At 39.8% G+C, this 15,639-nt stretch carries 18 protein-coding genes and 1 tRNA gene; 6 read left to right on the top strand and 13 right to left on the bottom strand.

Features of this window, described 5'->3' with window-relative positions:
• Positions 1-38 precede the first annotated feature (38 nt).
• On the bottom strand, positions 39-200 hold the full coding sequence (locus tag AAHK14_RS11405; protein ID WP_227514671.1) for a hemin uptake protein HemP: 162 nt from the start codon (positions 198-200) through the stop codon (positions 39-41).
• Positions 201-424: 224 nt separating this feature from the next.
• On the opposite strand from AAHK14_RS11405, the gene AAHK14_RS11400 reads away from it, so the two are divergent.
• From AAHK14_RS11400 to AAHK14_RS11385, 4 genes are all read left to right on the top strand, one after another.
• Entirely contained in the window at positions 425-868 is a 444-nt protein-coding gene (locus AAHK14_RS11400) for a (deoxy)nucleoside triphosphate pyrophosphohydrolase (protein WP_062500229.1), read from the top strand.
• Between the two features lie 116 nt (positions 869-984).
• Positions 985-2,319, top strand: a complete 1,335-nt coding sequence (locus AAHK14_RS11395) for a glyceraldehyde-3-phosphate dehydrogenase (RefSeq protein WP_065255560.1) — start codon at positions 985-987, stop codon at positions 2,317-2,319.
• Positions 2,320-2,445: 126 nt separating this feature from the next.
• Positions 2,446-2,742, top strand: a complete 297-nt coding sequence (locus AAHK14_RS11390) for an SH3 domain-containing protein (protein ID WP_065255559.1) — start codon at positions 2,446-2,448, stop codon at positions 2,740-2,742.
• Positions 2,743-2,833: 91 nt separating this feature from the next.
• Positions 2,834-2,909: transfer RNA gene (locus tag AAHK14_RS11385), tRNA-Gly, on the top strand.
• Between the two features lie 259 nt (positions 2,910-3,168).
• Here AAHK14_RS11385 and AAHK14_RS11380 read toward each other — a convergent pair.
• The 3 genes from AAHK14_RS11380 to AAHK14_RS11370 form a co-directional block, all read right to left on the bottom strand.
• Entirely contained in the window at positions 3,169-3,708 is a 540-nt protein-coding gene (locus tag AAHK14_RS11380; RefSeq protein WP_065255558.1) for a hypothetical protein, read from the bottom strand.
• Positions 3,709-3,818: 110 nt separating this feature from the next.
• A complete protein-coding gene (locus AAHK14_RS11375) occupies positions 3,819-4,346 on the bottom strand; it encodes a hypothetical protein (RefSeq protein ID WP_065255557.1) in 528 nt (175 codons plus the stop codon).
• Positions 4,343-5,182 carry a polymorphic toxin type 44 domain-containing protein gene (locus AAHK14_RS11370; protein WP_083108361.1) on the bottom strand — a complete coding sequence of 280 codons (840 nt, stop codon included), beginning with the start codon at positions 5,180-5,182 and terminating at the stop codon, positions 4,343-4,345. Before AAHK14_RS11370 ends, AAHK14_RS11375 begins: the two co-directional genes overlap by 4 nt.
• 231 nt (positions 5,183-5,413) lie before the next feature.
• On the opposite strand from AAHK14_RS11370, the gene AAHK14_RS11365 reads away from it, so the two are divergent.
• Positions 5,414-6,183, top strand: a protein-coding gene (locus tag AAHK14_RS11365; protein ID WP_345952322.1) for an IS5 family transposase whose coding sequence is annotated in 2 segments (ribosomal slippage) — positions 5,414-5,899 and positions 5,902-6,183 — 768 coding nt in all. Because the reading frame shifts where the segments join, the coding sequence is not laid out codon by codon here.
• A gap of 4 nt (positions 6,184-6,187) precedes the next feature.
• On the opposite strand, the gene AAHK14_RS11360 is transcribed toward AAHK14_RS11365, so the two are convergent.
• From AAHK14_RS11360 to AAHK14_RS11320, 9 genes are all read right to left on the bottom strand, one after another.
• Positions 6,188-6,508, bottom strand: coding sequence for a hypothetical protein (locus AAHK14_RS11360; protein ID WP_065255555.1), 321 nt, complete (start codon positions 6,506-6,508; stop codon positions 6,188-6,190).
• Complete coding sequence (locus AAHK14_RS11355) at positions 6,501-7,199, bottom strand: hypothetical protein (RefSeq protein WP_065255554.1); 699 nt, start codon at positions 7,197-7,199, stop codon at positions 6,501-6,503. The genes AAHK14_RS11360 and AAHK14_RS11355 overlap by 8 nt, the downstream gene beginning before the upstream one ends.
• A 73-nt stretch (positions 7,200-7,272) precedes the next feature.
• Positions 7,273-7,740: a hypothetical protein gene (locus AAHK14_RS11350; RefSeq protein ID WP_156065041.1), complete on the bottom strand. Its 468-nt coding sequence runs from the start codon at positions 7,738-7,740 to the stop codon at positions 7,273-7,275.
• Positions 7,691-7,903 carry a hypothetical protein gene (locus tag AAHK14_RS11345; RefSeq protein WP_065255552.1) on the bottom strand — a complete coding sequence of 71 codons (213 nt, stop codon included), beginning with the start codon at positions 7,901-7,903 and terminating at the stop codon, positions 7,691-7,693. The genes AAHK14_RS11350 and AAHK14_RS11345 overlap by 50 nt, the downstream gene beginning before the upstream one ends.
• An 8-nt stretch (positions 7,904-7,911) precedes the next feature.
• On the bottom strand, positions 7,912-8,886 hold the full coding sequence (tssG, locus tag AAHK14_RS11340; protein ID WP_065255551.1) for a type VI secretion system baseplate subunit TssG: 975 nt from the start codon (positions 8,884-8,886) through the stop codon (positions 7,912-7,914).
• 2 nt (positions 8,887-8,888) lie between these two features.
• Entirely contained in the window at positions 8,889-10,718 is a 1,830-nt protein-coding gene (gene tssF, locus AAHK14_RS11335; protein WP_065255550.1) for a type VI secretion system baseplate subunit TssF, read from the bottom strand.
• 16 nt (positions 10,719-10,734) lie between these two features.
• Entirely contained in the window at positions 10,735-11,190 is a 456-nt protein-coding gene (locus tag AAHK14_RS11330; protein ID WP_062500995.1) for a GPW/gp25 family protein, read from the bottom strand.
• A gap of 3 nt (positions 11,191-11,193) precedes the next feature.
• Positions 11,194-11,955, bottom strand: a complete 762-nt coding sequence (locus AAHK14_RS11325; protein WP_065255549.1) for a type VI secretion system accessory protein TagJ — start codon at positions 11,953-11,955, stop codon at positions 11,194-11,196.
• A gap of 76 nt (positions 11,956-12,031) precedes the next feature.
• Entirely contained in the window at positions 12,032-12,517 is a 486-nt protein-coding gene (locus tag AAHK14_RS11320; RefSeq protein ID WP_062500990.1) for a type VI secretion system tube protein Hcp, read from the bottom strand.
• A gap of 255 nt (positions 12,518-12,772) precedes the next feature.
• On the opposite strand from AAHK14_RS11320, the gene tssI reads away from it, so the two are divergent.
• Complete coding sequence (gene tssI / locus AAHK14_RS11315) at positions 12,773-15,637, top strand: type VI secretion system Vgr family protein (protein ID WP_194092550.1); 2,865 nt, start codon at positions 12,773-12,775, stop codon at positions 15,635-15,637.
• Positions 15,638-15,639 lie beyond the last annotated feature (2 nt).

Below are 15,639 nucleotides of genomic sequence, written 5' to 3'. Positions count from 1 at the left end.
GTACTTTTTGGTTTGGAGTTTATGAAAATTTTGATAAATTATTTGGTTAAAATCAAGCGGTTATTGCGTGTCAGACGCAAGCGATATTCTTCGCCCTGATGTTCAATCCGCACTTCCTTGGTCAAAGCGAATAAGTTTTGTGAATGCAGGGTGGGCAGACGAGTGGATTCACGGTTGCTAAAATAACGAGCGATGGTCATGGTCATGACAAGTTTCCTTATGATTGGACGGGTTGCGGATATTTTTCCGAGCCGTCTGGCTGATAATAACTATTAGCTTAAAATGATAATTTTATCTAAACACTAAATTTTTACAAACAATAAAAGTTATCATTTGTTGATATAATATCAAATTTTTCTAAGATTGCAAATATAAATTGCAAAATTTGATAAATTTGACCATTTTTCTGATAAAAGGTATAAATATGACTACCAAAGGCAAAAATTCTCCAAAAATCACCCCTGTGGCGGTAGCGGTATTGCGATATGGCGATGAATTTTTACTGGCGACCCGTCATGCTCATCAACATCAAGGCGGTAAATTGGAATTTGTTGGCGGTAAGATTGAGCCAGATGAAACACCCCAAACCGCCCTAATCCGTGAAGTGAGTGAAGAGCTTGGCTTGGATATTAGTAATAATGCGATGAGTGAGCTTGGGCAAGTTTATCACGATTATGAAGATAAAGCAGTTAGACTATATGTGTATGATATTATTTTGAGTGATAGCCAATATCTTGATTTTAAAGACAAAAAATTTGGCTTGGATAATCAGGCTTTATTATGGCTTGATAAAATGACTTTATTACAAAGTGATGAACGGTTTCCGCAAGCAAATCAGCAGATTTTGATGTGGTTGGATAGTATGTAAATTAAAAAATACCCCTATTTTTAAAATAAATAACCCTTGTCAAAACACCCAAATTCCTTTAAAATTTGGGTGTTTTGTTATATTATCCATTCCATTCATTCATGATAGGACAGCATATGAGCATTTATCAAGACCACCTAACCAAACGCCAAACCCAAGAAACCCAAGCAACAGAACTGCTTGTTGCCCTTGCCAAATTGTCTACCCAAAACGTCAATGTTCTGTTTTTTGGTGAGCGCGTGGCGTTGTCGGTATCGGACATTCTGGCCAAGCACGCCAAGGCAGGACTTGACGTGGCGGACACCCTTGCCCTTGCCAAAGACATCACCGCTACCAATATCACCGCCGATTTGGGACAAGCGGTCAAAGAAGGTAAAAAAGCAAGCGATTTTGCCAATGGCACCGAAATCCCTGCCACGGACGTGGTACTCTATGGCTTTGGGCGTATCGGGCGTATCTTGGCACGTCTACTTATGAGCCGTCCTGCCTCTGATAAGGGCTTACAACTAAAAGCCATCGTGGTACGCCCCGCAGGAGACGGCGACCTTGATAAGCGTGGTTCGCTATTGGAGCGTGATAGTGTGCATGGCTGGTTTGACGGCTCGGTGGAGATTGACAACGCCAATAGCGGTATCATCGTGAACGGTCGCTTTATCAAATTCATCTACGCCTCTGACCCCAGCGAGATTGACTACACCGCCCACGGCATTGATAATGCTATCGTGATTGACAATACAGGTAAATGGAAAGACGAAGCAGGGCTTGGCAAGCACCTAGCAAGCAAAGGCGTGAAAAAAGTACTACTCACCGCCCCTGCCAAAGGCGACATCAAAAACGTGGTCTATGGCGTAAACCATGACACCATCGGGGGCGACACCATCGTATCGGCAGCGTCTTGCACCACCAACGCCATCACGCCAACGCTAAAAGTGCTACACGACACCTATGGTATCGTAAACGGACATATGGAAACCGTCCACGCCTTTACCAACGACCAAAACTTGGTAGACAACCACCACAAATCCGACCGCCGTGGTCGTGCCGCTCCCTTAAATATGGTCATGACTTCAACGGGAGCTGCCTCTGCTGTATCCAAAGCCATTCCTGAGTTAAAAGGCAAACTCACAGGCAACGCCATTCGTGTGCCAACGCCAAACGTCTCGCTTGCGATTTTAAACCTTAACTTTGACAAAGCAGTCGGTTCTGCTGATGAGCTAAACGCCTTTATCAAAGAAAAATCACAAAGCGAGCAGTGGCAAGAGCAAATTGACTACTCAGACAGCCCAGAGGCGGTATCTACCGACTTTGTTGGTTCTGAAAAAGTGGCGATTTTTGATGCTAAGGCAACCATCGCCACCGACAACCGTGCAACCTTGTATGTGTGGTATGACAACGAAATGGGATACAGCACGCAGGTCATTCGTGTGGCGGAAGTGATGGCGAATAATTAATCGGTTGTTTATTTGCTAAATTGGTTGTTAATGACAGAGTATTTGTGTTATGCTGACAAATACCCTGTTTTGTTGTAAATTTAAAGATTAATAAACGTCTTTTTGAGTTATTTTTTGAGCATTGTTATGAAAATCAAATCTTTATTAGCTCCCACCCTAACCGCCATCGGACTTAGTATGGCACTTGCCATGCCAACCACTGCATTTGCCCAAACTTGCAAAGTTACCGACCCGACAGGCACTCCGCTTAATGCCCGTGCCACGCCTAACGGTAAAGTTATCGGGCAAGTCAAAAATGGTACGACTGTCTATGTCTCAGAGTATGATTATGATGATAAAGGACGTCCATGGGCATTGGTATTTAATGCCAGAACTGATAGATACATCGGTTGGGTGTTTCGTGAGTTTATCAGTTGTTACTAATTTGGGTGCTTTTTAAAAAAAATTTTAAAAAAGTGCTTGACGTCTGCCAAAAATGCTATATAATACGCACCCATACAGCGAATGCTGATATGCGGGAATAGCTCAGTTGGTAGAGCACAACCTTGCCAAGGTTGGGGTCGCGAGTTCGAATCTCGTTTCCCGCTCCAAATTTTAAAAAGCCCAAATCGAAAGGTTTGGGCTTTTTTGTTGTTTGAGACTTAAGGAATATAGGGGAGTGAATTTTGATTGAAGATGGTTATTACAGAGTTGCTCAGTTTGTCTATATGAGCTATGGCTGTTTTGTATTAGAGTTATTGCGAAATTCAAAAATTTTGGCTTGCAAACCTTGATTTATTGGATTTAGAATTTTGACAAGCTCGATAAAATCTTAATCTCGCAAGAGGTCTATTATACTAAATATCACACCTAAATATCATAAAGATTAAAATTCTCATAGTTATACATCGGCTTTTTACAAAACCGCTTATAGGTTGGTGTTACCACAGTTCTGTCAGAATAGACTTCTATTTTAAAAGAGCAGGAGGGTTTTTGATGATTTTCTATTGGTTTTGTAGAAAAATTTACATGAAAACGTTGATAAATATTATTGTTAGTTAAATATTTTCCGCCATATCTTATTTCAATAGAAACGTAAACCTGATTTTGTTCATGGTGATACTTTGGATTTAAGAAATATTTTGATTTTCCATTCCTTTTTATGTCATAATAATATTTAAAACTTTTATATTCATCCTTATCTTCAAAATCAAAACTATCTTCATTTTTATGTTTGTATTGAAAATTTGAGAAAGAAATTTGTTTGCCTGTTTTATTGTGTATTTCAAATACTGTATCGTAAAAAAATATAGATAATTGTACGTATAAATACATTGTTGTGACGCAAAAAATAAAAAAAGAAGTTTTTTTATATTTCTTTATCAATTTGACTAAATTTAATTTTTTCATTTTTTAATCCTATTTGGATTGCTTGGATTGTTGCACCAATGGATTTGTTTTGAGTTTGGTAGTTGGTTTTGTGGTATGTTATCTACAATGCCTAACAGACTGTTATGGGGTTAATAAGATTGTGATTGGTGTTTTGGATTGTAAGGATTAAAATTCTCATAGTTATACATCGGCTTTTTACAAAACCGCTTATAGGTTGGTGTTACCACAGTTTTATCAGGATCAACTTCTATTTTAAAAGAGCAAGAAGGTTTTTGGTTGGGGTATGTGGGTTCATCTATAAAGCTAGCGTGATTCATCTCTATGAAATCCGTAGTGTAGAAATTAAGAGTCAAACGTCTTTTTTCTTTTCTCCAATATTTGCTATTAGATACTAGTGTTATTGATTTCTGTTTTGTTAAATCATAGTAAGATTTCAAGGTTGATAATTCTTCGTCACTAAACATAGGGTCTATAACATTGGGAATCTCTGCTTTTGTATATTTAATTAGATGATTGCTTTTATTATATATCTTGAAAGTTGTATCATAATAAAATAAAGAAAACTCACTGTATATTGAAAATAAAAATATTAAAAATACAAAAAAAGAAGTTTTTTTATATTTCTTTATTAATTTTACTAAATTTAATTTTTTCATTTTTTAATCCTATTTGGGTTGCTTGGATTGTTGCACCAATGGATTTGTTTTGAGTTTGGTAGTTGGTTTTGTGGTGTGTTGAAAATATACAACATGTCTTCAGGGGTTAATTTGTCAGCAAATTTACCACGTTTTTTATAAAGCTCAAAGCCAATTTTCATTGCAGTATTGTCATCTAAGGTATCTGCTCTTGGCAATCTTCTTTCTTTGAATGCAGATATAATATCACTCCCAACTTGTTGCACCCAAGATCCTGACAGCAAGGCCTGCTCGGAAAACCCAACACTAAGCCCAACATAGCCATAGTGAATATTTGACCATATATCATAGAAATAATCAAATTTTTTATATTTATGATAATGGCTGTGAGAACATGCCCCTCTAGGAGTTAGTCTATGTACTGTTACTTTTAGTAATTTTTCATCTGTTACTATCTGCCACTTATGATCCCAAGGCTTATTCGTATCAACCATGTCATGCCATAATTTAAGCGATATTATGGGGTTTCTTTGGATTTCTGGGTTACGAATGGGTTGTCCGAATTCAAATGGGTCTTTAATTTTGCCAATTCTCTCATTTGACTTATCAAACTCTCTTTGTAATTCTGCTCCTATCTCTCCGGTATTATGATAACGAATTTTTTGAGCAACCAAGGATTTTACGTTTCTCTTAATCTCGCCGACAATATATTTCGCTACTTCTATCGCTCCATCTTGATTGTGAGGACAGATTGCTGTTTGTTTATTGTGATTGGGATTTTGTGCATTGGTGGCGGTGGTGGTTTGTATTGTGTTCATAAATACGGTTTTTGTATTTATGGCGTCAGAGTTTAACATCACTTGTACGTTAAATAACCTTAAGTATTAATCAGGAACATCACAACCGCCAGATTGTAAATAGTTATCAGAAAAATAATTAAAATACTCACAATAGACAGTTTCATTAATATGGGGGTTAAATGGATAAAATTTAACATCAAAAATAGGGCACGTTGAACTTTATTAACAAAACAAAAAACGATTTTGGTACAATGCAAGCTCTAACCCAAACAAAGCACCAAAATCGTTATGGCTCGCACCTTACTCACAAATGAACAATGGTACAAGTTAAAGATTATTCTACTACAACTTGGTATCTACAACAAGCACAATCTTAGATTAACCGTAGAAGGCATTTTGTTTCGCATTCGTACAGGCATACCTTGGCGAGATTTACCAGTTTGTTTTGGTTATCATAACACCATTTACAAAACCTTTGTGCGTTGGTCTAAGCTAGGCAAACTCATGAAATTGTTTCAATGCTTATCCGAAGAAGCTGATGCTGAATGGGTATTTATAGATGGCAGTTACATCAAAGCTCATCAACATGCTTGTAATGTCGCTAACAAGACAGAACAAGGCATTGGCAAAAGTGTGGGTGGAAATACCACAAAAATTCATCTTGTGGTAGATGCTTGTGGGAATCCCATAGACTTTATCATCACAGGTGGACAAGTTCATGATGTTAAGATTGCTCCACAGCTGATAGAACAAAACAAACAAGTTTTACAAAGCATACAGAAGTATTAAGTGCTGACAAGGGTTATGACTGTGATGACCTAAGGGAGCAAATTAAACAAACCAATACAACACCCAACATACCAAAACGCAGTAATAGCAAAAGTAAAGACCAAAACCCAATAGATGACTACTTATACAAATTAAGACACCTAGTAGAAAACGCCTTTGAAAAATGCAAAAGATTTAGAGCGGTTGCTACAAGGTATGATAAGCTACTGGTGTGTTATGAAGGTACAGTAGCTTTGGCTTTTGTTTGTCAATGGGTGAGATTGTTGTGAATGTTCAACGTGCTCTAATAAAGTCTCCATTGTATAAAACCACAAGAAAACAAAGAGAAAAAAGTATTATTTTAAATCTTTTTAATAAAAATAATTTTACTTTTTTATTTAAAATCAACAATAAATAAACAACAGGAGTTAAAACCATCAGATTTAATAAAAATCCAAGATAATAAAATTCAAAAAAATTAGATATTGATTTAGAGCACCAAACCCAAATAAATTCATATAAAGAACGAGTATGAAGTACACTAACCCAATAAAAATTGGTAATAATCCAAGCAGCTATAAGAATGGCGTGTGATAAAATTTTAATATCAATCATCAATTCTAAATCCTATACCAGAAGTTTGGGTATTGTCTTTATGAAGAGCCGCTCTAACTTTCCATTTTTTATTTAAATATAAAAACACAGAATCACTGCCATCACAAGCAAAGGCATGAATACAGCCCTCACCTTCAAATAAGTCTCTAAATGCATAATAACTCATTTTTGCGGTTTTATCTTCCTCTAAAAATATCACCACATTACCATTGGATTTGATACCAAAGCCCACTTGTCCCGATCTTGAAGCCAGATTTAAATCATGAAATTTCTTAGAGCTTCTTTGCAACAGATATTTTTTATGCTCTGGTTTAGGCTCTCCATATAATATAATATCTTTTAAATCACTTTTGGTATACACATTTTTTTCTCCATAAAGCAGACTATTAATAATTAAAGGACACAGTCCCCCTATCCCTGTATGATGCTGTGTTGTTGGGTCTCCCTCTTTTACTATCCATTGATAATCAAGGGTTTGAGAGATGCTCCAAAGACCAGGTGAGGGCATACCATAAATCTCATCATTGGCAAGAATGGACAGTCCTTGATTGGCATTTGTACCAATGTTATAGCCATCCCATTGCCCATTAATACACACATCAAAATCTCCCATTTTTTCTAAAGATGCTCGGTGAACCGTGCTACTAAAAGGGTCGGGTAAATATATGCCATATTGCAAAATGGGTGTCATTCTAACCTTTTTCCTTTTAAAATCACTTTATGTACGCCCGTCTCTTTAAAAAATACATAGTCAATTTTGCTCATTAGACAGAATCCTTAAAATTTAATTGAGACTCAGAAATCTTTTGATAAAATTCTGCAAATTCTGACTGTTTCCATTTTAAGGTATGAATATGCTCCAAAACAATCAAATATCTATTTAACCCATTCATAAGTATCACATTGGCATTATCCTGACCAAATCTTGTGACATAGTCTTTCTTTAATTGATTTAGATTCTCAAATTGCTGGGATAACGAATGCGAAGTATCAGCCATACTTCCAACAATCGTTAACTCATTTTCAATCTTATAATCAATACCATCTATAGTTATTGTCTTTGAGTTTGCAATATTCTTTGGTGGTATGTAATAAATTTTATTATCAAGTGACAGCCAAAATTCTTGGATTTTAATGTTGTCAATAAATAATTCCCCGCATTCAGAAAATCCACCCTGTTTTTCAATACAACCCAAAATACCTAAACTGGCTGTTAGTTGGTTTGGTGTCAACTTTAATTTTCCTATTTCTGATAAATTGGGTTTTAATAAGATGTTTGGGCAGTCGCTTGTGAGAGTGTGGCTTTATACGACCGTCATCAGTGATGTAGAAACTTGATGTGTCACTGACGACCACGATGCTGTCTTTGGCTTGTATGGCGATGATAAAAGTCATAGTACGCCCTAATCAATATCTATGATGACATGGGGGTTTTCTTTGGGTTGCCCAAGCCAACTGTTACGCCCTAGTGGGTGCAAAGTGTCTAGGCGACTGGGGCGGATGTCGTCTTTATCGACAATGATTTTGATGTCAAATTGATAGCTGTGCTTGGTGTATCGGACGACCCACCTGATGAGCTTATCAAATAGATGTCCTCCTTTTAAAAAATCCAAATATTTAGCAGTGCTCACAGGCCCGATGATGACTCGAAATTTTTGAGTGGCATCAAAATAATGTGTACCAATCAAAAGTTCTGAACCTAAAGGTTCTAAAAGTTGAGAAGAAAGGGTGGTGGTGTGTGCTTCGGCAGGAATCCATTCGCCAATATTCTCTTCAATCTGTATGGGAACATCAAAATAGCCACGCAATATTTCCACAAGGTTGTGTGTGGGCATATTTTGATTGAGTAATAAGCTAGAATAGTAAAACTGGCTGTATTTTAACAGTCCCTCCATGCCTTCATCAGCCAAAGGCTGGTTGCCAACAAAGCCAGCGATGTGCTCACTAAATAGAGGATTGCTCTTATTGTCAAGCATGACCGCAGGTTCTGAACTAAGCCACGCTTTATAAAATAGGCTGATTAGACGATGATGAAAGATGTCTAAAAAATCGTTAAAGGTATGATCTTTTTCGTGTAGATTCTTCTCATAAATCGTCTCGGATAGGTGCAAGGGTAGGGCACCGTTTGCCCCTAGCATGCCAAAGCCTTTTATCTTGACTTTGAGAAATTTACCCTGTGAGGTGATTTGGTGTACTTGTCGCTCCTGAAATGATAGTTTGGCGAGCTGTCCAAATCGCACGTTGTGCTCTGTTAGTTGTACCTCGTCTCCGATGTTTCTAGTAAGATTGGCGTGCAGATGTAAATATCTAAGTAGAGCAAACAGTTGCATGTCATCGGTGTTTAAAGGGGTTGCTTGAACTGGGATATCAGATGACATAACTACTCCAAAGAACTCAATGTGGCAATAATCTCATTCTTTTTATTGCGTAATGTTAGTTTGGTAAAATGATTGATGGGCGAATACCCTTTTAGATGACTGAGCAAAACACAGCCCCAAATATAAGGATGGGCATGACTCATGACTGCCTCATCTATGATGATTTCAAAATGTAAGCCATTTAAGGGGATGAGCTTGCGATTGCGTTTGTGGCTTTCGTGAGTTTTGCAGGCTGTAATGCTAATGATTGCATCAATCTGTGCTTTAAAAGATTGATTTTTTGACATTTCATGAATGGTCAGCAGACTGTCTTTGATATGGTTGGTTAGTGATTCTACATTATTCAAATCATCAATGATGAAATTAGAGGCGATCAGATTCATCAGTCGCCACTGGGCGACAGTGTGAGAGGGTGAGTCCAAAGGTTCGGTGAAACGACACTGCCTAACGATTTTGGTGATCTTGAATCGGTCATCGAGCTGCAAATCTTCATCAAGCGTCCAGCTGATGTCTCTGACCAGACTTCGGTTGCTACACCAAGCCTCAACCGATAGTTGATTTAGGTCGTGCTGAGTGATGTGCTGATATTGATTGGTGATGGTAACATAGCATTCATTACCCTTGTAGGAGTTGTTCGTAGAGGCTAGTTGGTTTGAGCGATAGGTGTCAGTATAAAATCCAACATCTTGGGTGCTCTCCAAGGTGTGATAACCATCGACTTTGTAGATGGGTTCAAAAGATTTTATTTTGGTATTGACTGAATTAAATCCTTCCATGGATTTTATGGAGATAATTTCAAAATCTTTGGCTCTGATTTTGTCCATGACGATGTGTTGTTCGTTGGTATTTTGGTTGATGACAAAACGTGTTTTTTTGATAAAATGATTGCTAATAATCATGCTGTTTAGGTCTAGACAATCATGGGTGAGATATTTTTCGATATTATCAGAAAAGTCACTTAAGCCAAACGATAAAGTAAACTCCACCATGTCATCAGAGGAGGTTTTTTTATGTCGTTTTAGGCAATCTATTATGATAGCCTGTAAATCGTTTATGGTAAAGAACAAGGTCTTTTCAGGCAGTATGCTGTATTCCACCACATCTTTTAAATGGCTGATTTTTCTATCGTTGGATATGTCAAGATTAAAATCCATGCCAGTAAGCTTAATTTTGGGGGAGTAGATGTTTTTATGGTCTTTTTGACTGACACTAAGAGAAGTGGCTTTGGTTGATAGGTGATATAATAGCTCTGTGGCGGTATAATGGTCGGTATTTTTGATGTAAAAATGGATACAAGAAAAGTCAATGTCCTTAATGGACAGTGTTTTTGGAAAGCTAAAAATGATGTCTAATTTGGCTTTTTGGCGTTCTTGGGAGAGGTAATTGTTTTTAAAGGTCTTGATGTAATTGACTTTTTGGATGTGAAAAGGAGTGATTTGTAGCGGATGACAGGTGGAAAAGTTGCAGGTAGCTGTATTCTTTTTTTTGGCATGCGTGAATACGGAGCTCTGAGCAGGAATGATAAAGGGGGTGTTCTCATTGGTGTAACAAGAGACGATGGCACAGCTGGGTATGACCTTATTAAAACTTGGCTGGATGACTTGAAAGATGTGTTCTAGAAATTTGGGGTATTGCTCATCGATTTTTAGATTGATGCGAGCAGTTAAGAAGCTCACTGCTTCAATCAATCTTTCAACATAAGGGTCTTCTATCTCTGGTGCTAATAACCCAAGATGTCCTGCCACGGCAGGATGCTCTTTGGCAAATTCTTTACTGGCTTCACGAAAATTTTTTAGTTCTTGATGGTATTTTTCCAAAAAGTTGCGGTTCATGACATGCTCCTAGATATTATGTTGGGTTAAAACTGCCTGTTTCTAAGTCTAGTTTGGTGGTTAATACAAATCGCTCGGGATGTGGGCTTGAGCGTATTAGCCCTGTGATTTGTATGCTTACTTGATTGTGTAGGATGTCATCGGCGTGCTTTGTTAGGCATTTTACCTCCAAGCTTTCTGGCAGTATCCGACTTTCAAAGGCTCTGATGGATGCGGTGATGTTGCTCTCTACATCAAGCCAGTTGATCTCTGAGGCTCTTTTACCTGATAAGGGGTGTATGCCATAATTCATGACGCAGTGATAGGTTTCGTTTTGGCTAAAATAGGCGTGATTGTCTGTGTAGTAACTTGCGGTATTTAATAAAGAGAGCAAATCCCGAATCACAAACTCTCTTAACTGACTGTGAGAGATGCTAGCACCAGAGGTGTACTGCATGAGCCTGTCATAGATACTTGCGGTATTGTTTGCCATTAGTTACCCTCTTGTGATGACATCAATATCAAGCAGGGGGATATCCACATCGCCTGATGTCAATGTCTTCTGACCGTTTGCCCATGATAATTTAGATATTTGTTCCCATTGGGTGCGCTTGTTTTGTTTGATGTCTTCTGATACCTCGGTTAAAATAGGATATCTGGCAGGTATAAAGGCTGAGATTTCCTGTTGGTTTTGTAAGGTTATTTTGGCACGTCGCCACAAAATATCTGTGAGTACTTCGTGTCGCCAAAAATGAATGGATCGGATGTTATTGGCGGGTAACCAGTAGTAATGAGCATCCACAAATATCTCAAAGACACTAGACAATCTAAAATCACTGTCAATCCATGAATCTTGATAGTTCTGTTCGTCATATGTGGCGATGGTTGCCCAAAAGTCGCACTCATCAATGAGCTGGCTGAAAATATCCACTATATTATCGTTATCGCCATAGAAGGCTTGTAATAACAGGGTCTGATTGTCATGAAAAGCTGTATCAGGGTAAGCAAGCGGTGCTTTGGTGTTTTTAAACACTTCATCTCGCTGTATCTCGCAAAGAATGTTTTGTTTAAGTAGGGATTTGACGTGTGGGTCGTTATGGATTTTTAGAAAATTATCGGTGGTGTTCAAGGCTTTTTGCCAATCCGCCTCTAGGCAATAACATTGAATGAGTGCCAGTCTGGCATTTAGGTTCATGGGATCTTTTTTAAGCTGGCTAATGAGTGTCTCTATATGGTGAGTGATGTTATCAATAATCATAAGGTGACCTATACTGATATAAAAACACAACCTAATATTAATATAAGGTTGTGTTTTAAAAAGGTGAAATGGCTGATTAGCCGATGGCTTTGTTTTGTTTGATGTCGTAACCCATTTGAGTTTCGGCACCACGACCGCCACGCTCGGTTTGTTCCCAGTATTGGTTTTTGATTTTGACGGCTTGGAATGAGTAATTCACATAAAGAACTTCATTGTCCTTGGAACCGACGAACTCAACGCCAGTTACCATGACGTCTTCTAGTGTGATTCTAGAGTACTCAATCTGTTCGCCACCTGCCTTGCAAACTGAGATTTCCACTTTGGGGATGTGCCGACCAATGGCACTGTGTTTGAGAACGGTAGGAGCTGCCTTATCAATAGCGGCTGTTACTTTTAGGTCTTGGAAGTTGACTTTGCCTGCACCACCACCACCACCTGTGGTTAGAGTGGCAGGCTGACTGGCACCCCATGTAAAGTTATGAACATCAATCCAATCCTTGTGTCCTGCATCCTTGGATTCGCCATTCACACCATCGATTTTTAAGAAAATATCTATAGCCATAATGTGCACCTTTATAAAAGAAAATGTGAGGTTGATTAACTCATCAATGGGAGATACGCTACTTTATAAATAATATCGTATCTCATTTAAATGAGTTCATGTGATTATAGCGAAAACAAAATAAATAATCAAGCAAATTTTCATCCCCCCTTGACCCCCTCCCACCTCCCATGCTACAATCCAATCACTCCTAAATCATTCTCATTAACCCCACCTAACCATTCAATCATTCAATCTTTCAATAAGGACATCCCCATGAACCATCGTGCTCATCTACACTCTCTTTATCTGCCCAAAAGTGTATCTGGCACCCCTTATCTATGGTTCGACAGCTTACAGGGGGTAGAGAGCATCAACGGACTGTTTGAATACAAACTCATCGTCAAAGCCAAAGACGAACATGGCAACCCTGCCCATGGCATAGAGGGACTAGAAGGTTATGTCAGTTTTGAAGCTTATCATGGCAGTATCATCCACCCCAAAGACAATGACACTTCTCTCTCTTCTTCCCATTCTCTCTCTTCTCTCCATTCTTCTCATGTCTCCCACACACCCCACATGCCTTCCCACCAAGGCACCATCTCCTACCAAAGCGTCGCCTCTCACTTAGACCTAACCGCCCTCATCGGTACCCCCTTAGGCATATCCCTTGACTTAAATGACAAACACCCCATCGATGATAGAACCATCACAGGACAAGTCATAAGACATGGCATCATCACCGGCTGTGCCAAACTCACCACCCATCACAGGCATGCCGTCTATGAACTCACCTTATCTCCATGGACTTACCTACTCACCAAAACAAATAACTACCACATCCACCAACACAAATCCATCCCACAAATCATCGAAGAGGTATTATCCTGCTACCCCTATCCTTGGCAGTTTGAACTCACCCATGACTATCCTGTACAAGACTACCAAACCCAATATGACGAATCAGACCACGCATTCATCACTCGCCTCATGAGTGAGCATGGCATCAGCTTTTACTTTGAACACACCAAAGACAACCACACCCTAATCATCACCGACCATGTCAGTCATCTAAAAAGACATGCCAATCCCTTTTATGACACCCTAACACTCTACCCGCCCAATCAGCGCATGCCAGAGTATGCTGAATACCTAGAGCACTTTACCCCCAAAAGCATACTGACCTGTGCCCAAAGTCTCTTATCTGATTATCAGTTTAAAACCCCAGGTGAGCCCCTAATGGCTCATGATACCATCAAAGAGGCACAAACTGACACACACAAACCACATCAGGCACTCATCCATCATCTACAACGCTATGAGTGGCATCAAGGCAGACGAGCAGGCAATGACGAGATAGTCACACGAAACGAACAGCTCACCGCCTCTTATCAACATCAAAGCCTAAGTGCCACAGCACATGGCAGACTAAAGGGCATACAAATCGCTCACCTATTTACCCTAACAGGTCATCCCAATCAAAGCATGAATACCGACTGGGTTGTCTACGCCTTACAGATGAGCATCAAGCCCATCGATGAAGACAACAACACCCATCAGTACTACACCGCCGATACAAGCTTCACCGCATACCCTGCCACACATCCGCTTGTACCCACAACCCCCTGCCCAAGACCCATTGCCCGTACCCAAACCGCCACTGTTGTCGCCCCAGAAGGTGAAGAGATACACACCGACCAATACGGTCGCATCAAAGTCAAGTTCCACTGGGATAAACCCACACTCACCCAAAGACACCTTGTAGACAATCGCACTGATGATAACCAAGACAACCTAAGTCAGATAAACACCTGCTATCTTCGTGTTGCCAGTACCTGGGCAGGAGATCACTTTGGGTACATTGCACTACCCAGAGCAGGCCAAGAGGTCATCATTGACTTCTTTGGAGGCAATCCTGACATGCCCTATGTGGCAGGCTCCTTGACCAATCCAAACAACATGCCTCTATACACCCTGCCTCATGAAAAAGTCCTCTCTGGCATCCGCTCCAAAGAGTATGGCGGAGATAAATCCAACCAACTCATCATGGATGACACCACAGGTAAACTCCAAACCCAATTAAAATCCGACCACCTACACACCGAGATTAACCTAGGACACATCAGACGCCTGACTACCCCCAAAGGACGAGGTGAATACCGAGGCGAGGGCTTTGAGGTAAGAACTGATGGGCATGGGGTGATAAGAGCAGATAAAGGCATGGTGATTACCACGCATGGGAGGCCACATGCCACAAGTCACATCAAAGACATCAAAGAGACCACAGCTCAACTACAGAACGCCACAAGCACCCACTCATCACTCATACAAAGTAGCATCCAAGCACAATGCGAAGAGCGAGCCTTGGATGACACGCTCATGCCCACCTTAGATGAGCTTAACACAAGCATGACAGGGGAGGGCGTAGACCATGCCAATCACCACGATGACGACTCAGATGACACCCTAAATCATCCAGAGCTGTCAAACCCACATATTGCCCTTGCCTCACTGGCGGGCATGACCTTAACTGCCAAACAAAACATTCACATCACCACTGACAACAACCTTGCCATCACCACAAACAAAGACCTAAGCCTTGCCACCACCTCAAAATACAACCTAACCGTCCAAAACGGCATCAGAGTCTTTGTCCAAACCGGAGGCATTAAACACTACACCGCCAAAGACGACATAGAACTACAAGCTCAACAAGGCAACATCAAACACATCGCCAAAGACAACATAGAGATTATCTCAACAGAAGGTAAAATCCAAATCACAAGCCCCACTCAATTATCCATCAACATCTGTGGTTCTGAGTTTAAAATGAACGAACAAGGCGTGTTTATCACAACACCTGGGGTGTTTAGAGTCAAGAGTAATGAGAAGGTGATGGAGGGGGGTGAGAGGGTGAGCTTAAAAATCCCAACCTTGCCAAACGTCAAGATTGACCCATCCGATCTAGTTTTGGAATATCTGCATGCCGATGGAACACCTATCTATGGAGCGAAATATACAGTTACATTCGCAGATGGCTCACAAAAAACAGGTATTTTAGATGAAAAAGGGCAAGCAGTTATCAAAAATGCTCCAATAGGAGAGGCAACGGTTGAATATGAGTTGGCAACACAGAAGTAAGG

The sequence above is a fragment of the Moraxella sp. K1664 genome (genome assembly GCF_039693965.1).
Lineage (GTDB): Bacteria > Pseudomonadota > Gammaproteobacteria > Pseudomonadales > Moraxellaceae > Moraxella.
The sequence above is the reverse complement of the archived record's forward strand: the minus strand, read 5'-3'. Positions and strand labels throughout refer to the sequence as shown.